Source organism: Pseudotabrizicola algicola, assembly GCF_010915705.1.
In the GTDB taxonomy this organism is placed as follows: domain Bacteria; phylum Pseudomonadota; class Alphaproteobacteria; order Rhodobacterales; family Rhodobacteraceae; genus Pseudotabrizicola; species Pseudotabrizicola algicola.
The window spans coordinates 100,726-124,832 of the sequence record NZ_JAAIKE010000007.1 but is presented as its reverse complement, the minus strand read 5'-3'; the positions used below and the strand labels follow the sequence as shown (position 1 = coordinate 124,832).

The 24,107-nt window shown below is 59.9% G+C and carries 24 protein-coding genes; 17 read left to right on the top strand and 7 right to left on the bottom strand.

Annotated features, from left to right (window positions below; genetic code table 11):
• Nucleotides 1-128 precede the first annotated feature (128 nt).
• Nucleotides 129-1,421 (bottom strand): ferredoxin reductase family protein, encoded by a 1,293-nt coding sequence (locus G3572_RS17835; RefSeq protein ID WP_164614434.1) that lies wholly within the window; start codon nt 1,419-1,421, stop codon nt 129-131.
• Nucleotides 1,422-1,591: 170 nt separating this feature from the next.
• Between G3572_RS17835 and G3572_RS17830 the strand changes: the two genes are divergently transcribed.
• Nucleotides 1,592-2,458 carry a cytochrome c oxidase assembly protein gene (locus G3572_RS17830; protein ID WP_205518783.1) on the top strand — a complete coding sequence of 289 codons (867 nt, stop codon included), beginning with the start codon at nt 1,592-1,594 and terminating at the stop codon, nt 2,456-2,458.
• Complete coding sequence (locus G3572_RS17825) at nt 2,455-2,931, top strand: HemJ family protein (RefSeq protein ID WP_164614432.1); 477 nt, start codon at nt 2,455-2,457, stop codon at nt 2,929-2,931. Before G3572_RS17830 ends, G3572_RS17825 begins: the two co-directional genes overlap by 4 nt.
• Here the strand turns inward: G3572_RS17825 and G3572_RS17820 are convergent.
• Nucleotides 2,913-3,440, bottom strand: a complete 528-nt coding sequence (locus G3572_RS17820; RefSeq protein ID WP_164614430.1) for a DUF2231 domain-containing protein — start codon at nt 3,438-3,440, stop codon at nt 2,913-2,915. The two genes, G3572_RS17825 and G3572_RS17820, sit on opposite strands and share 19 nt — an antisense overlap.
• A gap of 75 nt (nt 3,441-3,515) precedes the next feature.
• On the opposite strand from G3572_RS17820, the gene G3572_RS17815 reads away from it, so the two are divergent.
• From G3572_RS17815 to ilvA, 3 genes are all read left to right on the top strand, one after another.
• Nucleotides 3,516-4,157, top strand: a complete 642-nt coding sequence (locus tag G3572_RS17815) for a cytochrome c oxidase subunit II (protein WP_240335617.1) — start codon at nt 3,516-3,518, stop codon at nt 4,155-4,157.
• Nucleotides 4,144-6,654 (top strand): cytochrome c oxidase subunit I, encoded by a 2,511-nt coding sequence (gene ctaD, locus G3572_RS17810; protein ID WP_354004066.1) that lies wholly within the window; start codon nt 4,144-4,146, stop codon nt 6,652-6,654. The genes G3572_RS17815 and ctaD overlap by 14 nt, the downstream gene beginning before the upstream one ends.
• A gap of 376 nt (nt 6,655-7,030) precedes the next feature.
• Nucleotides 7,031-8,278, top strand: coding sequence for a threonine ammonia-lyase IlvA (gene ilvA, locus G3572_RS17805; RefSeq protein ID WP_164614426.1), 1,248 nt, complete (start codon nt 7,031-7,033; stop codon nt 8,276-8,278).
• On the opposite strand, the gene G3572_RS17800 is transcribed toward ilvA, so the two are convergent.
• The gene (locus tag G3572_RS17800) at nt 8,275-8,583 is read right to left on the bottom strand and encodes an Hpt domain-containing protein (RefSeq protein WP_354004065.1); all 309 of its coding nucleotides are present in this window, start codon (nt 8,581-8,583) and stop codon (nt 8,275-8,277) included. The two genes, ilvA and G3572_RS17800, sit on opposite strands and share 4 nt — an antisense overlap.
• A gap of 207 nt (nt 8,584-8,790) precedes the next feature.
• Here G3572_RS17800 and G3572_RS17795 point away from each other — a divergent pair, with 207 nt between their 5' ends.
• Nucleotides 8,791-10,053, top strand: coding sequence for a PP2C family protein-serine/threonine phosphatase (locus G3572_RS17795; RefSeq protein ID WP_164614541.1), 1,263 nt, complete (start codon nt 8,791-8,793; stop codon nt 10,051-10,053).
• Here G3572_RS17795 and G3572_RS17790 read toward each other — a convergent pair.
• On the bottom strand, nt 10,041-10,487 hold the full coding sequence (locus G3572_RS17790) for an NUDIX hydrolase (protein ID WP_164614422.1): 447 nt from the start codon (nt 10,485-10,487) through the stop codon (nt 10,041-10,043). The two genes, G3572_RS17795 and G3572_RS17790, sit on opposite strands and share 13 nt — an antisense overlap.
• A 78-nt stretch (nt 10,488-10,565) precedes the next feature.
• Between G3572_RS17790 and hslO the strand changes: the two genes are divergently transcribed.
• From hslO to G3572_RS17750, 8 genes are all read left to right on the top strand, one after another.
• Nucleotides 10,566-11,552 (top strand): Hsp33 family molecular chaperone HslO, encoded by a 987-nt coding sequence (gene hslO, locus G3572_RS17785; protein WP_164614420.1) that lies wholly within the window; start codon nt 10,566-10,568, stop codon nt 11,550-11,552.
• Nucleotides 11,545-12,138, top strand: coding sequence for a CoA pyrophosphatase (locus G3572_RS17780; protein WP_164614418.1), 594 nt, complete (start codon nt 11,545-11,547; stop codon nt 12,136-12,138). Before hslO ends, G3572_RS17780 begins: the two co-directional genes overlap by 8 nt.
• Nucleotides 12,135-13,277 (top strand): CCA tRNA nucleotidyltransferase, encoded by a 1,143-nt coding sequence (locus G3572_RS17775; protein WP_164614416.1) that lies wholly within the window; start codon nt 12,135-12,137, stop codon nt 13,275-13,277. The genes G3572_RS17780 and G3572_RS17775 overlap by 4 nt, the downstream gene beginning before the upstream one ends.
• Nucleotides 13,278-13,339: 62 nt before the next feature.
• Nucleotides 13,340-15,181, top strand: a complete 1,842-nt coding sequence (locus G3572_RS17770) for an ABC transporter ATP-binding protein (RefSeq protein ID WP_164614414.1) — start codon at nt 13,340-13,342, stop codon at nt 15,179-15,181.
• The gene (locus tag G3572_RS17765; RefSeq protein WP_164614412.1) at nt 15,178-17,028 is read left to right on the top strand and encodes an ABC transporter ATP-binding protein; all 1,851 of its coding nucleotides are present in this window, start codon (nt 15,178-15,180) and stop codon (nt 17,026-17,028) included. The genes G3572_RS17770 and G3572_RS17765 overlap by 4 nt, the downstream gene beginning before the upstream one ends.
• A complete protein-coding gene (locus G3572_RS17760) occupies nt 17,025-18,245 on the top strand; it encodes a class I SAM-dependent RNA methyltransferase (protein WP_164614410.1) in 1,221 nt (406 codons plus the stop codon). The genes G3572_RS17765 and G3572_RS17760 overlap by 4 nt, the downstream gene beginning before the upstream one ends.
• A 35-nt stretch (nt 18,246-18,280) precedes the next feature.
• The gene (locus G3572_RS17755) at nt 18,281-19,069 is read left to right on the top strand and encodes an ion transporter (RefSeq protein ID WP_164614408.1); all 789 of its coding nucleotides are present in this window, start codon (nt 18,281-18,283) and stop codon (nt 19,067-19,069) included.
• A gap of 67 nt (nt 19,070-19,136) precedes the next feature.
• Complete coding sequence (locus G3572_RS17750) at nt 19,137-19,634, top strand: L,D-transpeptidase family protein (protein ID WP_164614406.1); 498 nt, start codon at nt 19,137-19,139, stop codon at nt 19,632-19,634.
• 29 nt (nt 19,635-19,663) lie between these two features.
• Here the strand turns inward: G3572_RS17750 and dalA are convergent, their stop codons facing one another.
• On the bottom strand, nt 19,664-20,179 hold the full coding sequence (gene dalA, locus G3572_RS17745; RefSeq protein WP_164614404.1) for a divisome-associated lipoprotein DalA: 516 nt from the start codon (nt 20,177-20,179) through the stop codon (nt 19,664-19,666).
• Nucleotides 20,180-20,355: 176 nt separating this feature from the next.
• Here dalA and G3572_RS17740 point away from each other — a divergent pair, with 176 nt between their 5' ends.
• Nucleotides 20,356-20,961, top strand: coding sequence for a L,D-transpeptidase (locus tag G3572_RS17740; protein WP_164614403.1), 606 nt, complete (start codon nt 20,356-20,358; stop codon nt 20,959-20,961).
• A 147-nt stretch (nt 20,962-21,108) separates the two neighbouring features.
• A complete protein-coding gene (locus G3572_RS17735; protein ID WP_164614401.1) occupies nt 21,109-21,288 on the top strand; it encodes a hypothetical protein in 180 nt (59 codons plus the stop codon).
• 88 nt (nt 21,289-21,376) lie between these two features.
• On the opposite strand, the gene hemH is transcribed toward G3572_RS17735, so the two are convergent.
• Together hemH and G3572_RS17725 are read right to left on the bottom strand one after the other, a co-directional pair.
• Nucleotides 21,377-22,477, bottom strand: a complete 1,101-nt coding sequence (gene hemH / locus G3572_RS17730) for a ferrochelatase (RefSeq protein WP_164614399.1) — start codon at nt 22,475-22,477, stop codon at nt 21,377-21,379.
• A 58-nt stretch (nt 22,478-22,535) separates the two neighbouring features.
• Complete coding sequence (locus G3572_RS17725; protein WP_354004064.1) at nt 22,536-23,165, bottom strand: methyltransferase domain-containing protein; 630 nt, start codon at nt 23,163-23,165, stop codon at nt 22,536-22,538.
• 207 nt (nt 23,166-23,372) lie between these two features.
• On the opposite strand from G3572_RS17725, the gene G3572_RS17720 reads away from it, so the two are divergent.
• Complete coding sequence (locus tag G3572_RS17720) at nt 23,373-24,104, top strand: double zinc ribbon domain-containing protein (protein ID WP_164614395.1); 732 nt, start codon at nt 23,373-23,375, stop codon at nt 24,102-24,104.
• Nucleotides 24,105-24,107: the final 3 nt, after the last annotated feature.

Genomic DNA, 24,107 nt, shown 5'->3' with positions numbered 1-24,107 from the left:
CAAAGGGCAAGAAACATGAAGGCCCGAGGCCGCTAAGTGTTCACAAAAAGGGCGAAACCAACAGCGCAGGCAAGCGCAAAGGTGACGAGTGCGGCGGCAAGCAGGCGGGCATAGGTCTGTCGCATGGATTACACCAGATCAAAGACTTCGAAGCTAATGGCATTCGCTGGGGTTCTCAGCGCGATCAGCCCTTCTGCTGCTGCGGCAATCATCGGCGCGGGACCGCACAGCATATGGGGCCAAGATCGTGTGGCCTCTGGCAGATGACGTTGCAAAAGGTCTTGGTCAATCAGGCCACTTTCGCCTGCCCAGTCATCTGGCGCCTCTTCTGGCACATGCACGATGGTGAGCCGGACATCTTGCGCGATGGCATCAAGCTCTTCCCTAAACGAGGCATCTTGTAGTGTGCTGTTGGCGTAAATCAGGATAACGGGGCGGGCATCCTTTCGCGATTGGAGGGCGTGCAGGTTCGCGATGATCGGCGTGATGCCGACACCGCCCGCAATCATCACAAAACCCTCTGCATCAACCTCCCTGTCCACCGAAAAGGTGCCAAACGGACCGTCGACATAGGCGATGGTGCCGGGGCGGGCTTTTACCATCTGTGCCGAGTCATCTCCCAGTGGCTTGATGGAAAATGAAATCTCCGGCCCCCGATCGGGCGCTGTCGAGATGGTAAAAGGGTGATCCCGCAGCGCCCAGGGTGCATTGCCCAAGGTAAGCCACGCAAACTGCCCCGGTTTCCACGACCGCAAGGGCCGCCCCTCAGGGCGCAGGGTAAGGGTGTGAACGCCACCCCTTTCGCGATCATTCGCCACCACACGCCAAGGATCGCGCATCAGGGCGCGCGGACGCAGCACGCGCGACCACACCACAAAACCCGCCCAAACTGTCGCCGCGCCCAGCCAAAGCGGCCATGCCGCAGTCATGGCGCTGTATTTTCCAACCCCCAAGACATGCGCGAAGGCCGATAGGGTGCCAACGACCGCCAGCAGAATGTGTAAAATCCGCCATGCGCGATAGGGCAGGGCGATCCTTTTGCGAAGCTCTGACGTCAGGATCATAAGGGCAAAACAAAGAAGGCCCAGACGTGCCACCGTCAACTCCCAGCGGGCGGTCAGCGGGTTCAACTCACCCAGGGCGGGCTGATACCACAGATAGAGAATGCCGAAATGCAGGAGTATCAGGCCAACCGCGCCCCAGCTTACAAACCTGTGAAATACGTAGACAATGTCTGCCCCGTAGGGGGAGGTCAAAGCACGGATGCGCCCCGTCAGAGCGAACTGCATCAGAACCAGGATAAGCGCGGCAAATCCGCAGCCCATCGAGAAATCCCAAAGAAACGCGGTCGCATCGGGGCGGTCGCTGCCCCACAGCATCACAACGAAAGGAAAGGCGCAAAGAGCAAACGCGGTCAGCACCAACAGGGTCCCGCGAAATGCCACGTGAAGCGGGCGATCGCCCTGTCTTACGAAGCTTTCAGGTGGAGGGGACAGATGTGGCGTTTTCATCAGCCTAGAACGATTTGCCAGGGGCATCGTTCCGCGCGCCGCTCAAAAATTGTGAAATCCGCTCTTCAACCCGCGCCCGTTTGGCGAAAATCGGGAACGAAAGTGGTGGGTTGGGACTTGTTCAGGAACAGAAGCGTTTTGTGACAGTTTGGTCATGCCGAAGTTACACCCGTCTTGGTAGTGAAGAGCAGGAGAGGAAATTGACCGACGGCTCGTCCGCTGTGCCGTATTGCGGCCCCTTGATCGCACCAGATGCCCTGGCGTCCACGTGGAACCTTGACCCGTGGTTACTCGCAGCCCTCACTGTTGCAGGCATGGCTGCGCTGATGCACCGGTCACGGGTGGGCTTTTCCCCGGCCCAAGATCGGGCCCTGATCGTGGCGGCGGCGGGTTTGGTTCTGGCGTTCCTCTCTCCCCTTTGCGCGGCGACCGTCGCATTGTTTTCCGCGCGAGCCCTCCATCATCTGGTTCTGGTTTCCATAGTTGCGCCCGCGCTCGCGCTCGCCTTCCCATGGCGGTCTTTGCCATCGTTGGTGGCGATGGGCGTCACGCTGGCTGTTCTGGTCGCCTGGCATCTTCCCCCGGTGTATGATCTCGCCTGGTCCAGCGCCGGGTTTTACTGGTTGATGCAACTGGCGCTGTTGTTGCCAGCTTGGGTCTTCTGGTCAGCGGTTTTCCGCAAGGACCAAGGGGCCGAGGATGTCTTTTCGCATGCCCTTTGTGTCAGCGGACTGGCGGCGGGGATGGGCTTTATCGGCGCGGTGCTGACCTTTGCGCCGACCGGTCTTTATCCGCAGCATCTGATCGGGGCAGAGGCGTTTGGTTTGACGCTGATCGCCGATCAACAGCTTGCAGGGTTGATTATGTGGGTTCCCGGCTTTGCGCCCATGGCGGGTTTTGCCTTCTGGCTGATGCGGCGTGTCTGGAAGCAGGGGTTTGCAGCGTGATTGCGGCGCTGAAATTCTTGCATATCGCCGGCTTGCTGTGCTGGTGTGCGGCGCTTGTGGCATTGCCGCTGCTCCTGCACCACTACCGCGGCGTGCGCGCGCAGTCTCGATTCACCGAGTTTCGCCTGATCACGCATAGCGGTTACATCTTGTTTGCGACACCTGCCGCGGTGATCGCAATTTCGGCAGGCACCGCGCTAATCTTTGCAGCAGATGTGCGGGCGGAATGGCTCTGGGTGAAACTGGTATTTGTCTGTGGCATGGCATTGGTTCACGCTTGGTTGGGCCATCTGATTCTGCGATCCGGCGAAAGCGGCGGGCGTTACGTTATGCCGCAACCGCTAATCGCCCTTGTGCTTTTGTTTCCGCAGATTTCCGTAGTGCTGTGGCTGGTGCTGGCAAAGCCCGATCTTGCCTGGATGGCAGACCTTCTTCCCCCCGTTTTGTTGGAACCTCAGGGAGGATCTCTGTGACCAGGCTGCGTTCCGATCTGATAGTCAAACACCAGTTTTCCGCCGTGCCAGCCTGTAATCGCAGTCATGCCTGCGGTGACCATCGACAGCAAGGCACCCCAAGGCAGGATCGCGGCCTCGGCATCATCCAGCCGGATGATCCAGTTTGCGCCAAGCATGGAAAGAAGCATCACCGCCAGAATGAAATGGGTCCAACTTGCAGAGCGAATGCGGATGCCTGCGACCGCGAGCAATTCCATCGTGCCGACGATGCCTGCAAGAACGCCGACACAAAAGCCCACACCGGCAGACCAAAGCCCGACGCGCGGCCAGAACGGATCGCCCGTCCACCAGTACAGCCCGTCAGCGGCGAAGGTGCAGAATGCGAGAGTAATGGGAAAGGCGACCATCATCGCATGCAGCGGATGACCGGCGATTGCGATTTTCGACTCGGTGGCGTCAAACGAGTCCCGCGCCTGGATCGGATCGGTCAGGCGCCGTCTGCGTCCGCGGTTGGATTTTTTGATCATGCGTCAGTGCCTCACTGGCTCGGTGGCAGGGGGGTATCCGGATACAAGGTCGCGTTGGCCGGTTTGGTTCCGTTCTTGGCGGCATGCGACGGCTCGCTCTCCACGCTCGCGCCCGCCGGACCCTCTGCACAACTGATCGCAGGGCTGTGGTGGGCCATGCTTTTGGGCGCGGCAGCGATTACAGCTTTCGTCCTGATCTTGCTCGCCATCGCATGGCGCAGAAGCGAGGGCTCAGGACCAGATGAGCGGGTCTGGACACTCGGTCTGGGCGTGGGTTTTGTCATGACCGTTCTGGTGGCACTGGTCGGTTACGGCTTTTGGGTCGGTGAGCGGATATTGCCGCGCACCGATGGGGCGCTTCGCATCACGGCAGAGGCGCAGCAGTGGGGCTGGGTCTTTACGCAACCGGGACCAGACGGAGCCGTGATCGAGACACAAGACGTGCTTTATGTGCCAGCGCGCACCCCGCTTGACCTGGAGATCACTTCCACGGATGTGATCCACAGCTTCTGGGTGCCGCGTCTTGGCGGCAAAATGGACGCAGTCCCGGGGCGGGCCAATGTCCTGAGGCTTTTTGCCGAGGCGCCCGGCGAACTCGAGGGGCTCTGCGCCGAGTTTTGCGGGCTAGGACATAGTTTCATGCGGTTCCGCGTGATCGTCTATGAACCGGGGGCGTTTCCCGACCTTTCCACAAGCGACGGGGATGAAAATGAGTGACGCAGGGCAGCGGATGAACCCCCCGCAACGCGCATTGCGCCTGCACAGACAGCTTTCCGGGGTCTGGAGCGATCTGCCGGGATGGCGGGGCGTTCTGTCTTCAGTCAATCATGGTACCATCGGACTTCGCTTCATGGCAACGGCCTGTGTGTTCTTTGCCATTGGCGGCGTCCTGTCGATGTTGATCAGGGCGCAACTTTCCACTCCGCGCGGGGCGTTTCTGGACACCGCACTCTATAACCAGATCTTCACGATGCATGGCAGCATCATGATGTTTCTCTTTGCCATTCCGATGCTTGAAGGATTGGCCCTTTGGCTTTTGCCCAAAATCCTTGGTGCCCGCGATATGGCGTTTCCCCGTCTCTCGGCGCTGGGCTACTGGTGCTATCTGTTTGGCGGAACCATCATTCTGCTGTCCTTGCTGGCGGGTGTGGCGCCAGACGGCGGCTGGTTCATGTATACGCCACTGTCAGACAAGACCCACACGCCGGGCGTCAATGCCGATGTCTGGCTTTTGGGGATCACCTTTGTCGAGATTTCCGCCGTTGCTGCCGCTGTGGAAATCACCGTCACCATTCTGCGCTGCCGTGCCGCAGATATGCCGCTGACACGGATGCCGTTGATGGGGTGGTATATGCTTGGCACCAGCGTGATGATGCTGGTGGGCTTTCCGCCCCTGATCCTCGGCTCCATCCTTCTGGAACTGGAGCGCGCCTTCGACTGGCCGTTTTTTGCGGTGGCGCGCGGTGGTGATCCCTTGCTGTGGCAGCATCTTTTCTGGCTGTTTGGGCACCCCGAGGTTTACATCATCTTTCTGCCTGCTGCGGGCGCGCTTTCCACCATCATTCCCATTCTGAGCCGGACCACAATTTTGGGGTATGGCGCGGTGGTCGCAGCGGTTCTGGGGCTTGTGTTCTTGTCCTTCGGGCTCTGGGTCCATCACATGTTCACGGTGGGCATCCCCCATATGGCGCTCGCGTTCTTCTCCGCGGCTTCGGCACTGGTGGCCGTTCCGACGGCGGTTCAGGTTTTTGTGTGGATCGGCACCATCTGGAAGGGGCGGCCACAGCTCAAGCTGCCCATGCTTTATGTGCTGGGTTTCTTCCTGACCTTTGTGATGGGCGGGTTGACAGGGGTCATGCTGGCCATCGTTCCGTTCAACTGGCAAGCCCATGACACTGCCTTTGTCACGGCGCATCTGCACTATGTTCTGATCGGCGGTTTTGTTTTCCCGATGCTGGCCGCGCTGACTTATTGGATGCCCTTGATCTGCGGGCGGGAAAGAGTGCCGCGACTGGGAGAAGCGGCGTTTTGGCTGATCCTCATCGGATTTCACGGAACCTTCTTCATCATGCATCTGACCGGACTTCTGGGCATGCCGCGGCGGATCGACGTTTACCCCGACAATCCGGAATGGGTGCTGCCAAACTTGATTTCGTCGATTTTCAGCATGGTTATGGCCATGGGCTTTGCCCTGTTTGCTTTCGACATCATCCTGCAGCGGTTTTTGGGAACCCACAGCCGCCGCAATCCGTGGCAAGCCCCGACGCTGGACTGGGCCATGGCATTGCCCGCGCCTGTCTACAATTTCGCGTCGCTGCCTGTGGCCGCACATGAAGGGAGGGATGTCGCAGTCACGCTTGCGCGCGGTGAGGGGCTGCTGCCCGGCGCGCCGCGTGGATGGCGTGAAACCCTTGTGGTCGAGGCGGGCAGCGGCAGGCCCGAGCATATCGCGGTGCTGCCCGATAACTCGATGCTTCCCGTCGCCACGGCGCTGACAATCGGCAGTTTCTTCATTTTGATGCTGGCCGGCCTTTACTGGTTAACACCCCTGTCCATTCTGGGCATTATCTTGGTTCTCTGGCGCTGGGGCTTTGTCATGGGTGCCGACCGGGATCATGCCGTTGTCGCGGTGGCGCCCAGCCTCGAGTTGCCACTGCATTGGCAGGTCCGCGGAACGCTTGCCTATGGTGGAGCGGTCGCGACACTGGTGGCCGATACCTCGCTCTATGCCTGCCTGCTCTTTGGTGTGGGATTTCTGACGGTCGTGGCCCCGGGTTGGCCTGCGCCAGAGTCGACCGTTCCGGGACTCTGGTCTGCGGCGCTGGCGATCATCGCCTTGGCGGCGCTTGGCTTCGGGGCATTCGCGGCACGACAGGCAGAGGCTGGCCGCGCAACCCGCATGGCCCAAACCCACGCCTTGTCAGGGATCGTCTCGGCCGTGGTGGCGCTGGCAGCCTTCGCCGGCATTGCATCGGGGATGGATGATCCGACGCGGCATGCCCGAGATGCCTTGCGCGGGGTCCTGCTGGGATTTGCAGTGGTTCACGTGGTGATTGCCCTGCTTCTTGCACTGCGTTGTCATGCCGATGCGCGAGGAGGCCGGATGAGCGCACACCGGCGCGGCGCTGCCCCGGTCTGGCGTCTATGGCAAGATTTTGCGTTCGTGACGACCGCGATTTCTGCCCTGCTTGTCACAGCGCAGGAGCTTTTGTGATGCGTTGGGCAGCGTGGATGTTGGCAGGTCCTTTGCTTTGGGCAGGTTTGTTCTCCGTGGTTTATGCTTTGCACGGCGTTGGATGCGCGTGGGGCTGGCCCGCGCTGACAACGCCAATAGGTCAAGCACAGGTTGTGATCTTGGCGGCGGTGTGGGTGGGCGGGTTGGCGCTGCATGCCATTCTGATTTGGCAGATGCCGCGCGGCCCCTCCCGAGAGGACCGGTTGGTCTCCTATGGGGCATGGATCGGGTTGGTCGCCAGTCTGCTCACACTGGCGCCAATCCTTTTGACCTCAACCTGCTTTTAGAGATGGTGTAGACGCCTGCTGTAAGGCGCGGCACTTGCCAAAAGGGGGCGGCTGCGGCATCCAAGGGCATGAGTGATTTCGTGAAACATGCCCGCCTTGCCACCGATGCCCTGCGCGATCTTTTTGATCCGACGCCATTGCAGCGCAACGACCACCTGTCGCAACGGTTCGGCGCAGACATCTGGCTGAAGCGCGAAGATCTCTCGCCGGTCCGCTCCTACAAGTTGCGGGGTGCCTTCACAGCGATGCGCAAGGTGCGTGAGGCTCAGCCAGGCCAAGAATTTTTTGCCTGCGCCAGTGCCGGCAACCATGCGCAGGGCGTTGCCTATGCCTGCCGCCATTTTGGGGTGCAGGGAACGATCTTCATGCCGGTGACCACACCGCAGCAGAAGATCGACAAAACCCGCATGTTCGGGGACGGGCATGTTCAGATCGTTCTGACGGGCGACTATTTTGACCAGACTCTTGCGGCGGCAAAGGCGTTTTGCACCGAAAAGGGCGCATATTTTCTGTCACCCTTTGATGATGACGATGTCATCCTCGGTCAGTCTTCGGTTGGGGTGGAGATTCTGGACCAGCTGGGCAGCGCGCCCGATCTGGTCATCTTGCCGGTGGGCGGGGGTGGATTATCGGCGGGGGTGACGCGGTTTCTGCGCCTGGCCGCGCCGGATGTGGATTATCGCTTCGTCGAACCTTTGGGCGGCGCATCACTTACCGCCGCGCTGCATGCGGGCGCGCCACATGCCCTGACCGAGGTAAACAGCTTTGTTGATGGGGCAGCCGTTGCGCGCCTTGGCGACAAGACCTTTGCCCTGCTGGACTGGATCGAGCCAGAGCAGGTGTTGCTGGCGCCCGAAGATCGAATCTGCATCACCATGCTCGATATGCTGAACGTCGAAGGGATCGTTCTGGAACCGGCCGGAGCCTTGTCCGTAGATGTTTTGCCGTATCTGGCAGAACTTATCCGCGGCAAGACGGTGGTGTGCGTCACATCTGGCGGGAACTTCGATTTCGAGCGCTTGCCCGAGGTGAAGGAGCGGGCGCAACGCTTTGCCGGCCTGAAGAAGTATTTCATCCTGCGCATGCCGCAAAGACCCGGCGCATTGCGCGAATTTCTTGAAATGCTCGGCCCCGAGGATGACATTGCCCGATTTGAATATCTGAAGAAATCGGCGCGCAATTTCGGCTCGGTGCTGATCGGGATAGAAACCAAAGCGCCAGAGAACTTTACGCGCCTTTTTGCACGGCTGGATCAGGCGGCGTTCCCGTATCGTGACATTACCAATGACGGCATTTTGTCCGAGTTTCTGATCTAGGCGAAAATGGCTTCGATACCGCCCAGAAAGGCACTGCGCGACCGCTGATAGCTGTCAACCACAGCCTGCGTGCAAACATCGGTAAAGCCAGAGGCGGCCCGTCTTTCTCCACTCTGACAAATCAGGGCAAGATCGGCAAAGCCCAGATTAAGCGCGCTGCCCTTGAGAAAATGCAGATCATTTTCGATGGACCGCGCATCGGTCAGGGTAATCAGCCGCGAGACGACTTCATCTGCCTCCTGCAAGAAAACGGTGACGATTTCACCGAAGTCTTCCACCCCGATTTCCGATCTGAGATCTTTCACCCGCGTCCAGTCTATCATGCCGCAACCACAGAACTATTTGTAAATGCCCATCAACCGTGACCCCATTTTTGGCGATTTTGGTTAAGGCCGGCTTAGCAAAACCGGGCAGTCTTGGGGCGATAGATGAAATTTTTAGCTTTCACCGATGCTTAACGCCCGAAGGGTGAGGCTGTGTTGCCAAACATGGACCTTGCCCTGATGACCCTGATGGAATTTGCCAAACCTGATACCTCGGCGCATTCGCCCGATCCGCAAAATCCGCTGCGGGTGCTTGTGGTGGATGACAGCAAGGCACAACGCATGATGCTGACCATGTCACTTTCCCGCTGGGGCTATGTTGTGGACGAAGCCGCGTCGGGCGAAGCTGCCCTGCTGGCCTGCCAGTCCAGGCAATATGATATCATCCTGTCTGACTGGATGATGGATGGAATGTCAGGGCTTGAGTTATGCGCGGCGTTTCGCGGCCTTGGGCAGGAGGGCTATGCCTATTTCATCCTTCTGACCTCCAAATCGGAAAAGACCGAGATCGCCAAAGGACTGGAGGCCGGGGCCGATGATTTTCTGACCAAGCCGGTTTCGGCTGACGAGCTGCGCGCCCGGCTGCGGGCGGGCGAAAGAATTGTCGGCATGCACAAGGAACTTGTGCAAAAAAACCGTCTGCTGGGGGCCACGCTCACTGAACTTCAGCGTGCCCATGACACCGTTCATCGCGACCTGATTGAAGCGCGAAAACTTCAGCAAACCCTTGTGCGAGAGCGTTTCAGGGATTGGGGCCGCGGTGCGGCGACCCTTTTTCTGCGAACGTCAGGCCATGTCGGCGGCGATCTTGCCGGATTTTTTGAGCTGAATGCTTCACATGTCGCCCTTTATTCGGTTGACGTGTCGGGGCACGGTGTCGCGTCGGCGATGATGACGGCGCGTCTTGCCGGATACCTTTCCGCCGCCGCGCCGGATCAGAACATCGCGTTTCAACGGCGCGCGGATGGCGGATTTGATGCCTTGCCGCCCGAACAGGTCGCTGCCCGTTTCAACCGCACCATGCTTGAGGATTTGCAGGTCGATCAGTATTTCACGATGGCCTATGCGCAAGTCGATCTGGGCAGCGGGTCCGTCGCGCTCGTACAGGCGGGCCATCCGTATCCGTTGATCCTGCGCGCCGACGGCACGATTGATCGGCTGGGCAACGGGGGATTGCCCATCGGTCTGCTTGGCGAAGCCGTGCATGAACGGGTGACAGCGCAGCTTTACCCCGGTGACCGTCTGTTTCTGCTGTCTGATGGTTTGACAGAATGTCCCTCGCCGACCGGGCAAGAGCTTGGCGAAGATGGGCTCGAGGCCATGATCCGCAAGAACCGAGCCATGGCTTCGGCCCAACTCCTCGATGCGCTGATCTGGGATCTCGCGGCGCATATGGGTTCGGAGGAGTTTCCCGATGATGTCTCTGGCTTGCTGTTTGATTACCGTGGGTGACCATGCAGCGCATGTGCAAGGAAGGCGCGATCACCCACGTTGGTGATCTTTTCCTTCGCTTCTTCTGCCGACATCCAGATTGCCTGATGCCCTTGCTCTATCGGCGGGCCAAGGCGCAGGATTGGCCGGGCGAGGAAAATGGTGCAGATCTTTTCGGCCCATTTGTCGTATTCGGGCATATATGTGAACCGGCGATAAGCGCCCAGACGCCGTATCACGGCTAACTTCCACCCCGTTTCTTCAAACACTTCTCGATGCAGGGCCGGAATCGGGTTTTCGCCCGGGTCAATCCCTCCGCCGGGCAACTGGTATTCCGGAAGCGGTTCGGCCTGATGTGTCGTAAGCACACGGTCGCCGCGCAACAACACCGCATAGACCCCCGGTCTGGGGCGGTAAATCTGGCCGGGTTTGACGGCTTCGCCATAGCGTCGCATGAAATTGCCCCCTTGGTCGCACGGTTGCCCTGCCTATATAGGCGCGGTATGCCAAGATTGGCTCGCTAAGGAAACCCCATGACCATTGGTTCGCAGATCGCCTGGGATGATACCGTCCTGCCCTTTCAACTTGACCAGTCCGACATCCGCGGCCGTGTGGTGCGGCTGGATGGCGTTCTGGAACAGGTTCTGTCGCAACACAGCTATCCGCCGCTGATCGAAGCGCTTGTTGCCGAAGCGGCGCTTCTGACCGCGCTGATCGGGCAAAGCGTGAAGCTGCGCTGGAAGTTGAGCCTGCAGATTCGCGGCAACGGTCCGGCGCGGCTGATCGCAACCGATTACTACGGCCCGACCGATGATGGCGAGCCTGCCCGGATTCGGGCCTATGCAAGCTATGATGCGGACCGGCTTGACCATAATGCAGACCCGTTCAGCCAGATCGGCACCGGATACTTCGCTGTGATGCTCGATCAGGGCGAAGGCATGTTGCCGTATCAGGGCTTTACGCCAATTGCGGGCGGTTCGCTTTCCGCCTGCGCGGAAACCTATTTCGCGCAGTCGGAACAACTTCCGACCCGGTTCTCGCTGACCTTCGGCCAAAGCGCGGAGCCGGGACGCCCCGCGCATTGGCGCGGTGGCGGGGTAATGTTGCAGCATATGCCGAAAGCCGGAATGAGCGTGGCGGCCGAAGCCGGTTCCGGAGAGGGCGGCCTGCTTAACCACAGCGATATTCTGGGGGGTGAGGAAGGCGAAAGCTGGACACGCGTCAATGTGTTGCTCGACACTGTGGAAGAAATGGAACTGATCGGGCCGCAGGTCACCCCTTCGGAACTGCTGGTGCGATTGTTCCACGAAGAAGGCCCGCGGGTGTTTGAGGCGCAGCCCCTGCGCTTTGGTTGTTCGTGTTCCGAAGAAAAAGTGCGAAACACCATGTCGATCTATTCTCAGAAAGACATACAGAAAATGACGACGCCGGAGGGGCTGGTGACGGCAGATTGCCAGTTCTGTGGAGCGCATTACGAAATGGACCCGACGACCTTGGGATTTGAGGGTAACAATGGATGAAGAAGCCCGTCTGCGGCGCGCCATACAGCGTCCTGCAGGCGAGTCATCTGATTTTGACCTGAACCCCGGACTTCCGATGCCCGTCGGCCGCACCTTGCGTCCGGCGGGCGTTCTGGTTCCGGTCTGGCTGCACCCAAAGGGCGCGCGGGTGTTGTTGACCAAAAGGGCATCGCATCTGAAGCATCATCCCGGCCAGATATCGCTTCCAGGCGGCAAGCTGGAACCCGGAGATGCGGATGTGAAAGCCGCAGCACTGCGAGAGGCGCAGGAAGAAATCGCGCTTCCTTCCCATCTGGTCGAGGTATTGGGCACGCTTGCCGCGCATGAAACGGTGACCGGCTTCATGGTGACACCTGTTTTGGGCCTTATCAGAGACGATTTTGACCCGAGGCCCGAAGCGGGCGAGGTGGAAGAGGTATTTTCCGTCCCACTGGCCCATCTGCTTGATCCGGGCCGCTACTCCATCGAACGGCGTCAGTGGATGGGCCAGTGGCGACATTATTTTGCAGCACCCTATGGCCCCTATTACATCTGGGGTGCGACCGCCCGCATCATGCGCGGCTTGGCTGAGAGGGCAGCGCTGTGAAGGTCGCGGGGCCTTGGCTTGAGCACGATGGCACACAGGCCCTTTGCCGCGCGCTCGAAGACGGTGGTCATCAGGCGCTTTTTGTCGGTGGTTGCGTGCGGAACGCGCTTATGGGGCAGGCGGTCAACGATATCGACATCGCAACCGATGCTTTGCCGGAAACAGTGTCTATTCTCGCAAAAAATGCGGGTTTCCGAGTTGTGCCGACTGGGATCGCGCATGGCACCGTCACCGTGATCGCTGGCGATCTGGCGCATGAAGTCACAACCTTTCGCCGCGATGTAGAGACGGATGGCCGTCATGCCGTTGTCGCCTTTTCGACCACTGTAGCCGAAGATGCAGCCAGACGGGACTTCACGATCAACGCGCTTTATGCCGATCGCCACGGCACCGTGATCGATCCTTTGGGCGGTTTGCCAGATCTGCTTTCGCGAAAGGTGCGTTTCGTGGGGGAGGCGGATGCACGCATCACGGAAGATTATCTGCGTATCCTGCGCTTCTTCCGCTTTTCGGCCCATTATGGAGATCCTGTTGCAGGCATCGATGCCGAAGGTTTGGCGGCCTGCGCCGCGCATTCCGCTGGAATAGAGACATTATCGCGCGAGCGGGTCGGCGCCGAAATGCGCAAACTGCTTCAAGCCATCGATCCTGCCCCCGCGGTCTGTTCGATGGCCGCATCGGGTGTGCTCGCGGAGGTGTTGCCCGGGTCAGATACGCGCGCGCTTGCTCCCTTGGTTCACCTCGAGGCCGGAGCGCCCCCTCGTTGGCTGCGGCGGCTTGCCGTCCTTGGAGGGCAGGACCCGGGCATGAATCTGCGGCTGTCACGTCGCGAGATTGCCGATTTGGGCAAGCTTAGAGATGCACTCGGTGGTATCGCAGCGCCGGCAGCGCTTGGTTTTGTTTTGGGCGGCGAGCTTGGCGCCGACGCCGTTCTGGCGCGGGCTGCGATGATGGAGCAGCCTTTGCACCCGAATTGGCGGGCGGAAGTGGTGCGAGGTAGCAGGGCCGAGTTCCCCCTGCGCGCGGCGGATCTTATGACCCGTTATCAGGGGGCGGCGTTGGGGGCAGCCCTCCAGTCCGCCCGAAAGCGCTGGCTTGACAGCAATCTGGTGCTCACGCGCGCCGAGCTTTTGGACTAGACGGTTTTACTTGGGCATTATCGGGGCTATATGCTCTGGATAATCCGCAAGAGGCCTTTCCAGTGTTCTCCTATTTCGAACGGCTCGTGGACCCTTATGGTCCTTACGAGCAGACGGATACACCGCCGCGCAAGCTTTGGCCGTTTCTGAAGCAATACATTCACCCCTTTCGGGGCGTTTTCGCTATCACTGCCACGTTGTCGGTGGTGTCTGCCTTCGCGGACGTGGCGATGATCTGGTATGTCGGCCGCTTGGTTGATCTCTTGTCGACCAACGGGCCGCAAGCTGTCTGGGCCGATTACGGCACCGAGATTTTGCTCGTTGCCGCGGCCATTCTGATTTTGCGTCCCATTCTGCTGGTTGCAAATGTAGCCTTGCTGCACAACACCATCTTGCCGAATTTTGGCACCATGATCCGCTGGAGGGCGCATAGCCATGTGATCCGGCAGCCCGTAGGCTGGTTCGAGAGCGATTTTGCGGGGCGTATCGCCAACCGGATCATGCAGACCCCGCCGGCGGCAGGTGATGCGGTCTTCCAGACATTTGACGCCGTTGCCTTCGCCAGCGTCACCGTTGTCGGGGCGGGTATCATGCTGGCCGGAGCGGATGTGCGCCTTTTGCTGCCGCTGGTCGTCTGGTTCGTGCTTTATGCGCTGCTGGTGCGCTGGACCGTCCGGCGCGCGGGGCCTGCTGCGAAGGCAAGTTCTGATGCGCGCTCTGCCGTGACGGGGCGCGTGGTCGACGCCTATACCAACATCCATTCGGTCAAGCTGTTTGCGCATCACGATATGGAAATGCGCTATGCCAAAGAGGCGATCGAGACCGCCCGCACAACCTTTGCAAAGGAAATGCGGATTGTTACCAAGATGGACCTTGCGCTGACCGTTCTGAACGGCGGTCTGATCGTCGGGATTACCGGCTGGGCGCTGATCCTTTGGTATCAGGGGCAGGCGACTGTCGGCACGGTGGCGGCGGCAACGGCGCTTGTTTTGCGGCTGAACAACATGACCTATTGGATCATGTGGGCTTTCACCTCTCTGGTTCAGGCGCTTGGCGTTGTTGCCGAGGGGATGGAGACGATCACCCAGCCAATTCAGCTTGTGGACAAACCGGCAGCCCCACCCTTGGTGCTGAAGGCCGGACAGATTGATCTGGAGGGGGTCAGCCATCATTACGGGCGGGGGTCTGGCGGATTACAGAACCTGTCGCTGAGCGTGAGTCCGGGGGAACGGATCGGCGTTGTCGGACGCTCTGGTGCGGGCAAGTCGACGCTGGTGAAACTGCTGCTGCGTTTCTATGACGCCGAGGCGGGGTGCATTCGCATCGACGGTCAGGATATCTCGCAGGTCACTCAAGACTCTGTGCGGCGGGTGATCGGGATGGTGCAGCAAGACAGTAGCCTGATGCACCGTTCAGTGCGCGATAACATTCTCTATGGCCGCCCTGATGCGTCCGAGGCCGAAATGATTGCTGCCGCCAAACGGGCAGATGCGCATGAGTTCATCCAGATGCTGGAAGACCCTGAAGGCAGACGCGGGTATGACGCACATGTGGGTGAGCGCGGCGTCAAGCTTTCGGGCGGGCAAAGGCAACGTGTCGCATTGGCCCGAGTGATCCTGAAAGATGCGCCGATCCTGATTCTGGACGAGGCGACAAGCGCATTGGACAGTGAGGCCGAGGCTGCGATTCAGGATGCGTTGTTCGGCGTCATGCAGGGCAAAACCGTGATTGCCATCGCGCACCGCCTGTCGACCATCGCTGCGATGGACAGGATCGTGGTGCTGGAAGATGGCCATATCGCCGAACAGGGAACACATGCCGAGCTTTTGGCGTTGAATGGCCTCTATGCCCGGTTCTGGGCGCGGCAGTCGGGCGGCTTTATCGGCCTAGAGGAAACAGCATGAGTGGATTGCGGCGCCTCGGCGGATTGATCGACGCCTTCCGTCCGGCAGACGGGCAACCGCCGCAACAGTTGTGGCCCTTCATGAAATGGTGCCTCAAGGGCTCTTGGCCGATGTTGGGGCTTGCGGGCGTCTTTTCGTCGCTAGCCGGTGCGACCGAAGTCGTCTCTGCGATCATTCTGGGCTGGGTGATCGATGCAGCCCTCAGCGCGGGGCCGACACAGTTTTTCAGCGAGCATCTTTTGCTCATATCGATGTTTATACTGTTCTACCTCGTCTTGCGCCCCTTGGCGTTCGGGGCGGCTGCGGCGTCCAACAGCATTGTTGTGGGGCCGAACGTCATGCCGCTTGTGCTGTCTCGCCTGCACCGCTGGACACTCGGGCAGGCGGTCACCTTCTTCGACAATGATTTCGCAGGGCGCATCGCACAAAAGCAGATGCAGGCAGCGCGAGCGGTGACCGATGTTGCGACCGAGGTCATCAACACCGTCTGCTTTGCCCTTGCCTCGGTGATCGGGTCGGTCGTGTTCTTGCTGGCCATCGATGCGCGCATTGCCTTGGCTTTGGCGGTCTGGCTGGTGGCCTATCTGGCGCTTATCCGGTTTTTCATGCCTCGGGTGCGTGAAAACTCTGCGGCCCGCGCCTCAAGCCGGGCGATGGTTTCGGGCCAGGTTGTGGATACGATCACAAACATCAAAACAGTAAAGCTTTTCGCCCATGCCGCGTTCGAAGATCGCGTTGCGCTCAAGGCAATGGACGTTTTCCGCGCACGCAGTCTCGAATTCGGGGTGATCTCGACATGGTTCCGCCTGTCCCTGATGACCATCGCGGGCGTCCTCCCGGTGCTTCTCATCGGGGGAACGGTTGTGTTGTGGCAGCAGGGGCAGGCCACGGCCGGGGCGATTGCCGCAGCAGGTGCGATTTCGATGCGGATCGCCCAGATGTCAGGCTGGGTCAGCTTCACGCTGATGTCGATCTATACTTCGGTCGGCGAGGTGGAGGACGGGATGAAAACACTGTCGGCGCCGCACCAGTTGGCGGATGCGCCCGATGCAGTGGAACTGCCTTCTGTGCGAGGTGAAATTACTTTCTCCGGTGCCAGTTTTGCCTATGGCCGGCGTCGCGGTGGGGTGGAAAACTTGAACCTGACGATCCGTGCGGGCGAAAAGCTGGGGATCGTGGGGGCCAGCGGTGCGGGCAAATCGACTTTGGTGGCTCTGCTTCTCAGGCTCTATGATTGCGAAAAAGGCGCCGTTCTGGTTGATGGCCGCGATGTGCGCCACGTCACACAGGAAAGCCTGCGCCGCCAGATCGGGATGGTCACGCAAGAAACAGCGATGTTCAACCGCTCGGCCCGAGACAATATCGCCTATGGCCGTCCCGATGCGACGGAGGATGAGATTATCGCCTCGGCGTGTGCTGCCGAAGCGGATGGCTTCATCAGTCAGATGGTCGATCACACGGGTCGCAAGGGGTATGACGCGTTTCTGGGTGAACGGGGTGTCAAGCTTTCGGGCGGGCAACGGCAGAGGATCGCCCTTGCCCGCGCCTTTGTGAAGGATGCGCCGATCCTTGTGCTGGATGAGGCGACATCTGCGCTCGATTCAGAGGTCGAGGCAAACATCCAAAGCGCGCTGGACCGCGTGATGGAAGGCAAGACCGTGCTGGCGATCGCGCATCGCCTGTCTACGATTGCCGCGATGGATCGCATTGTGGTGCTTGACGAGGGCCGCATAGTCGAAGAAGGCACGCATGATGCGCTTTTGGCGCAAAACGGCCTTTATGCCCGCTATTGGAATCGTCAATCGGGCGGATTTATCGGGTCGGATGAAAAGGAAGCGGCAGAGTGATTGTTACCATTGACCGGCTTGGCCATCTTGGCGACGGGATCGCACAAGGGGAAGCGGGGCCGATCTTTGTTGCCGGAACCCTGCCCGGTGAAGTGGTGGAGGGCGATCCTGAAGGCGACCGGCTGGTGCGTGCCAAGATCGTCACGCCAAGCGCTGCGCGCGTAAAGCCGCCGTGCAGCCATGCCCGCACATGCGGCGGCTGCCTGATGCAGCACGCCAACGATGCCCTGGTCGCAGAGTGGAAGACTGCCAGTGTTTTGGGCGCTTTGGCGGGGCAGGGACTTGACGCGCCATTCCGGCCGATCCTTACGTCACCACCCCGTTCGCGGCGGCGGGCAACTTTTGCGGCGCGGCGCACCAAGGGCGGGTCCATGATCGGCTTTCACACGCGTGGCTCTGATGCTCTTGTGCAGATTCCGAACTGCCAGTTGCTGCATCCCGATCTGATGGCCACGCTGCCGGGGCTTGAGGATCTGGTCCGTCTTGGCGGATCGCGCACCCAAGAAATCGCCTTGATGGTAACCCGTGCGGTGGGGGGGCCAGATGTTGTTGTGACGGGTGGCAAGCCCTTGGATGCCAACCTCCGTCTGGCACTGGCGCGGGTTGTCGAAACACATGGTTTTGCACGCCTGACATGGGACGCTGAGACTGTGGCCCTGCGCGCGACACCGCTGCAAACGATTGGCAAGGCGCGCGTCGCGCCACCTGCCGGGGCGTTCCTGCAAGCGACCGAAGATGGCGAATTGGCCTTGTTAGACACGGTTCGGCAAGCGCTCGGCCCGCAAAAGAAGATCGTCGATCTGTTCGCCGGGATCGGCACTTTTGCCATTCCCCTTGCCGAAATGGCCGAGGTTCACGCGGTGGAAGGTGATCCGGCGATGGTGGCCGCCCTCAACAAGGCGGCGCGCCAGACCGAAGGGCTCAGGCCGATCCGTGCCGAAGCGCGGGACCTGTTCCGCCGCCCGCTGGAGCCCGACGAGTTCAAGTCGGTGACCGGCGTTGTCATCGACCCGCCCCGCGCCGGTGCCGAGGCACAGGTGCGCGCTCTGGCCAAGTCGGCGGTGCCGGTGATTGCGATGGTGTCGTGCAATCCGGTGACCTTCGCGCGGGATGCGCGGCTACTCTGTCATGCCGGCTATCGGCTGGACTGGATACAGGTTGTCGATCAATTTCGCTGGTCGGCGCATGTGGAACTTGTCGGGCGCTTCTTTCGGTAGCATACCTCCTGTGACATTCGGATCAGGAGATAAAAATGACGCGCGCCGCGGTTGGTGACTGGCTGGAAAGCCCCGTAGTCAGGAATGCCATCATTGGCGTCATCCTGTTCAACGCGGTCATCCTCGGGCTCGAGACATCGACAACCGTCATGTCGCGCATCGGACCGTTGATCCTGATGCTCGACAGGATTTGTCTGGCGATCTTCGTCGCCGAGATCGTGGCCAAGCTCTACGCTCACGGGCTGCGCTATTTCCGGTCGGGCTGGAACATCTTCGATTTTGTCATCGTCGGCGTCGCCCTTGTTCCCGCGGGACAGGGGCTGTCGGTGCTGCGTGCGCTCCGGATTTTGCGCGTGCTGCGCGTGGTGTCCGTTGCGCCCCGTTTGCGGCGCGTGGTGGAAGGCTTCATCACAGCGCTGCCCGGAATGGGATCAGTGTTTTTGCTGATGGCGATCATCTTCTACATTGGTGCTGTCATGGCGACCAAACTGTTCGGCGCTGCGTTCCCCGAATGGTTCGGCGATCTGGGCAACTCGGCCTATACGCTGTTCCAGATCATGACGCTGGAAAGCTGGTCGATGGGCATCGTCCGCCCCGTAATGGAGGCTTTCCCCTATGCATGGATGTTCTTTGTCCCGTTCATCATGGTCACGACATTCGCGGTGGTAAACCTGCTGGTCGGTCTGATTGTCAACTCGATGCAGGATGCCCATTCGGCCGAGGACAATCTCAAGACCGACGCCTACCGTGATGAGGTCCTGAGCCGTTTGGCCGCCATCGAGGCGCGCCTCGCCAAAAGCGATGACACAGCCGTGAGCAAGTGAGCGCCCAAAGCCGCTAGGCAGGCCTATCAAAATTCGCTATGCGGGCAAAAAAATACAGGGCAGGCATATGCGGTTTTTTCGAATTCTGGCGCTCTTGGTGGTGGCTCTTGGCTTGGCCGCTTGCGGCAACCAAAGCAAGTTCAAGACCTATAACGGCCCCGAGGTGACCTCGGTTCAGGTTCACAAGGGTGCACGCAAGATGTATTTGCTGCACCATGAACGGGTGCTGAAAACCTATGATATCGCGCTTGGCTTCAACCCTGTGGGTCACAAGCAGTTCGAAGGCGACGGGCGCACGCCGGAAGGCACCTATATCATTGACCGTCGCAATCCGAATTCAGAATTCCATCTCTCGATCGGGATATCCTATCCCAATCAGGCAGACCGCGAATACGCAAGGAATCTGGGCAAGAGCCCTGGCGGCGATATCTTCATTCATGGCGGACCCAAGAAAAAGGTTTCCCGCCGCGACTGGACGGCGGGCTGCATCGCGGTGACCGACAAGGAGATGGAGCGGATTTACGCCATGGTCAAGAATGGCACGCCCATCCACATCTTGCCCTAGCTTTGACCCTCATGGGCTGACCTGTTTGGTCAGCCCCCTGTCACCAGGCACCACCAGATCTTGCCGCTCGGCTCCTGAAACCAGGCAAATCCGATATCGCGGGCTGACGGATCGAGAATGACTGCGCGGGTTTCGGGTTGCCGCATCCATGCCGCCAGCGTGACAAGCTCTGTCTCGAAGGTTTCCGAGATCAATTCGCCCTTGAGCGACCCGGTGTAACCCACACGCTGCACCCGCGTCAGCGGAGAAGAGCCGTCAGACCCGAAATGCCAGGGACGGTTCTGAACCGCCATGTCGCGCGCGTGGGTTGCCGCAGCGGCGTTCAAAGATGCGTTGAACGCCAGTGGCTGCGCATTCTGCGCCCGGCGCAGCGAGTTCACCGAATCAAGCAAGCGGAACGAGATTTCATTCTCTGATCCGGCCGCAATCCGGTAAACCTGCGGCAGCGGCTGCCCGCTGGCATCGACCGGCACCGGAGCCGCTTGTTGAGCACATGCAGAAAGCAGACCAACCGCACCAAGGGTCAGGACCACGCGTCTGTTCATCTTGAATTCCGATCATTCCGGCCCGCAGGCACTATGTTTCGGCGCTGTGTATCGAAAATGCTGCGCTATTTCAAACCCAACTCTGCGTGACCGTAGCGTCTGACAACGGTTTGATTTGCGGGACATGGCTGATGCGGGTATGCAGCGCGGCATCAATCAACCTCAGGAGACCTCGGATGAGTGTCGAAGATCGGATCAAACTGAATCGCCGCACCTTTATCGGAACGGCTGCTGCTGGTCTGGGTGCCGGGTTGACACCTGCCTTTGCGATGGATGGCTCGACTGAATTTATCAGCTCGGTGGCCGCGGGTAGTGTGCGCAACAACGTGTCCAGCTTCAGGATGCTGCGGTGGCAAGACTATTTCAGCAACACGCGCAACGGGGCGATCCTGGTCGATCTGACCTCGCGCGCGCTGCACTTCTGGTCAGAAGACGAGCAGACCTATCGGCTTTACCCCACCTCTGTGCCGCTTACAGAGGATCTGACCCGCCGCGGCAAGACCGAGGTGGTGCAAAAGGTGGTCGCCCCCACATGGCGTCCGACCCCGTCGATGAAGCAACGCAATCCTGAATGGCCGGACGTGGTGCCGGGTGGCAGCCCGGATAACCCGTTGGGCTCGCATGCGCTTTATCTGTCGTGGACCTATTATCGCATTCATGGCACCCATGACACACGCAAGATCGGGCGCCGGTCGTCGAACGGATGTGTCGGGCTTTATAATGAGCACATCTCGGAACTGTTTGCCTTGACGAAAGTTGGAACACAGGTGTTGCTAATTTGACGAAATGGCGTTGAAGCGAGCCTAGCTTCAACAAGCCAGATTGCAAATCGCTCGGCAAGCTGGTTATGAAGTCGATACGAGGTACAGTCTTGGGTGCATGCCGTCGCCTCTGCAACATACGGCGGTATGCGATAACTGGAGGTTACTATGAAGAAACTTGCGCTCGCTGCCGCTCTGACGGTTGCTGCTTCCACCGCTAACGCTGGTGGCATGATGGAACCGGTGATGGAGCCGACCGTCGTTGCTACCCAAACGTCGTCGTCGGCTGGCGGCATCGTTGTTCCGCTGCTGCTCCTGCTCATCATTGCAGCTGCTGCTTCGAAGTGATTTTCTGATCACTTTAGGAAAAGGCGGTGGGTTTCCCACCGCCTTTTTCTATGTCCGCCGTGTGCTTCGGGGGTCGATCTGGCCGCCCTTAGCGCAGCCAGCCCGCCAGATTGTCCGAAATGACCGCCAAAAGCGCCTTGATGTGCGAGTCGTCCTCGTTCAGGCAGGGAATGTAGGTGAATGTCTCGCCGCCCGCGTGCTCGAACGCTTCACGGATTTCACCGTTGATTTCCTCAAGCGTTTCGATGCAGTCGGATGAAAAGGCGGGCGCAATCACGGCGATGTTCTTTTTGCCCTGCTTTGCCAGTTCCGCGACATGCTCGACGGTGTAGGGGCGCAGCCATTCTTCAGGGCCAAAGACTGACTGAAAGGTCGTGTCGATCGTGCCTTTTTCCCAGCCCAGTCTCTCGCGCATCAGACGGGTCGTCTTGGCGCATTGGCAGTGGTAGGGATCACCTTCCATCAAATAGCGTTTAGGCATGCCATGATAGCTGGCGACCAGCACATCCGGCTTGGTGTCCAGTGTCGCATAGACCCGCTCAACCGACTGCGCGAGCGCATCGATATAAAGCGGGTGGTCAAAATACTCTGGCACCGTGCGCACTGAAGGCTGCCGCTTTTCTTTCATAAGCGCCCGGAAAAACTGATCGTTCGCGGTGGCAGAGGTTGCACCGGCGTAATGGGGATACAGCGGGAAAAACAGGATCTTTTCGCACCCTGCCTCTACCATCGCGCGGACCTTGGATTCCGTCGACGGGTTGCCATAGCGCATGCAGAAATCGACCATGATGCCATCGCCATATTGCGCGGCAATGCCTTCCGCGATCTTGCGGGTCTGTTCCTTGGTGATTGTCAGCAGCGGGCTTTCGTTGCGCTCGTGATCCCAGATCAGCTTGTAATTTGCACCCGACGAGAAGGGCCGCTTTGTCAGGATCACCAGTTGCAGCAGGGGCTGCCACAGCCAGCTTGAATAATCGATCACCCGTTTGTCAGACAGGAATTCGTTGAGATACCGGCGCATTGACCAGTAATCATAATTGTCGGGCGTGCCGAGATTGGCCACCAGAACGCCGATCTTGGCCTTGCGCACCGGGGGGTGGTCGGCAGGAGCATGGGACAGCCTGCCCTGACCCGGCGCAATGACAGAAACCTGTGGGGCATGGGTCAATCCGTGCTTGGCATCGAGCATTGCGGAGGTCCTTGGATGATCTGAAGTTAAGCGGGAGATATAGGCTTATGCGCCGGGGTCAACCTTTGCGAAGGTCTGGCGGCAGCGGCATTTCGGCCGTATTCAGCGCATCGGCCAATCTTTGAGCAGCAGATCCGGGTCTGAGAGGTTTCGGCTGGCTGTCGGATGGTGCCCAGCCCGTCAGGCAAATCACTTCAAAGGTCGCAGGGATACGTCCCTCGGGGTCGGAATACTCGGTTTGATACAGCTCTGCCGCACGGGCAAAGACGGCCCTGCGAGTCGGGTGGCGCAGTCGGCCGGCAAGCGCGTTGCCCTCTCCCATCAGTCGCAGATCATGCATCAGGTGCCACGCATCCCGATAGCGCACGGTTTTCCGGAAGCTGTCGGCCACTGGCAGCGCAAAACCGGCCCGCTGCAACAGCCCGCCAAGTTCGCGTATCTCACCCATCGGCAAAACGCGCGGAGAAAGCCCTCCCGAAACCTCAACCTCGGCTGCGGCAAGGCAGCTGCGCAATTCGTGCAAGGTTTCTCCGCCAAACAGAAAGGCGATGAACAGGCCATCGGGTTGCAAGGCGTGGCGGCATTGCACAAGTTGCCCCACAGGGTCGTTCGCCCAATGCAGGCAAAGCGCATGGATAATCAGATCATGCGCGGCGGGCGTCAGCGAAAGCAGATCGTCATCTGCCACCGTAGGCCCGAGATCTGCCCAGAAGCCCGGAAATCCCGTCACAATCCCAGGCGCCGTAAACGTTCTGTTAACCTCGATGAGCCTTTCCTGAACCTCGGCGCGCACTTCCTCGTGCAGAAAAAATTCGGTCGCGCGGTCGCGGTTTCGCAACAAGGCGGGGCGGTCGGTCAGGAGGGGTGGTGTCTGCATGGCGCGGAACATGGTGCGATGAGGGTTGGAATGCAAGCGGCGCTGCTGCACTTGGTCTATCCACCGCAATGCGTGGCTTGCGGGGCGATGGTTTCCAGCGATTTCGGGCTGTGTGCAGAGTGTTGGCGCGCAACTCCGTTTATCACCGGTCTTGTCTGCGACAAATGCGGCACGCCCTTGCCGGGACAAGATCCGGGTCATGCTGTTTTTTGCGATGATTGCCTGAGCATCGCCCGGCCTTGGTCGCGTGGACGGGCCGCGATGCTATATCGGGATAGGGCACGGGATCTGGTGCTGCAGTTGAAGCACGCAGACCGGTTGGACTTGGCACGTCCTGCGGGGGGGTGGCTGCTCAAGGCGGTAAGGCCGATCCTGCTCCCCGATATGTTGGTGGCGCCCGTGCCCTTGCACTGGTTGCGGTTGCTGCGACGGCGATACAACCAATCTGCCGCCTTATCGGATCAGGTGGCGCGGCTTGCAGGTCTGGCCCATTGCCCGGATTTGCTGCAGCGCAGGCGCAACACCCAAAGCCAAGAGGGGAAAGATCGCGACGGGCGTTTTGCAAATCTTGCCGACAGCATTCGTGTGCATCCGCGGCGCAGCGGGGTGCTTACTGGCAGGCATGTGCTGCTTGTCGATGATGTGATGACGTCCGGCGCCACCTTGGCAGCGGCGGCAGAGGCCTGTCTTGCCGCCGGGGCTGTGGACATCTCTGTTCTGGTGCTCTGCCGCGTTGCGAAGGAGGGCTAAATC

Excerpts from the sequence above, each read along its gene's own strand:
- G3572_RS17820 (WP_164614430.1), bottom strand. The coding sequence starts at position 3,440 with ATGATCAAAAAATCCAACCGCGGACGCAGACGGCGCCTGACCGATCCG.
- ctaD (WP_354004066.1), top strand. The coding sequence starts at position 4,144 with ATGAAAATGAGTGACGCAGGGCAGCGGATGAACCCCCCGCAACGCGCA.
- ilvA (WP_164614426.1), top strand. The coding sequence starts at position 7,031 with ATGAGTGATTTCGTGAAACATGCCCGCCTTGCCACCGATGCCCTGCGC.
- G3572_RS17795 (WP_164614541.1), top strand. The coding sequence starts at position 8,791 with ATGGAATTTGCCAAACCTGATACCTCGGCGCATTCGCCCGATCCGCAA.
- G3572_RS17790 (WP_164614422.1), bottom strand. The coding sequence starts at position 10,487 with ATGCGACGCTATGGCGAAGCCGTCAAACCCGGCCAGATTTACCGCCCC.
- hslO (WP_164614420.1), top strand. The coding sequence starts at position 10,566 with ATGACCATTGGTTCGCAGATCGCCTGGGATGATACCGTCCTGCCCTTT.
- G3572_RS17780 (WP_164614418.1), top strand. The coding sequence starts at position 11,545 with ATGGATGAAGAAGCCCGTCTGCGGCGCGCCATACAGCGTCCTGCAGGC.
- G3572_RS17765 (WP_164614412.1), top strand. The coding sequence starts at position 15,178 with ATGAGTGGATTGCGGCGCCTCGGCGGATTGATCGACGCCTTCCGTCCG.
- G3572_RS17755 (WP_164614408.1), top strand. The coding sequence starts at position 18,281 with ATGACGCGCGCCGCGGTTGGTGACTGGCTGGAAAGCCCCGTAGTCAGG.
- G3572_RS17750 (WP_164614406.1), top strand. The coding sequence starts at position 19,137 with ATGCGGTTTTTTCGAATTCTGGCGCTCTTGGTGGTGGCTCTTGGCTTG.
- dalA (WP_164614404.1), bottom strand. The coding sequence starts at position 20,179 with ATGAACAGACGCGTGGTCCTGACCCTTGGTGCGGTTGGTCTGCTTTCT.
- G3572_RS17740 (WP_164614403.1), top strand. The coding sequence starts at position 20,356 with ATGAGTGTCGAAGATCGGATCAAACTGAATCGCCGCACCTTTATCGGA.
- G3572_RS17735 (WP_164614401.1), top strand. The coding sequence starts at position 21,109 with ATGAAGAAACTTGCGCTCGCTGCCGCTCTGACGGTTGCTGCTTCCACC.
- hemH (WP_164614399.1), bottom strand. The coding sequence starts at position 22,477 with ATGCTCGATGCCAAGCACGGATTGACCCATGCCCCACAGGTTTCTGTC.
- G3572_RS17720 (WP_164614395.1), top strand. The coding sequence starts at position 23,373 with ATGAGGGTTGGAATGCAAGCGGCGCTGCTGCACTTGGTCTATCCACCG.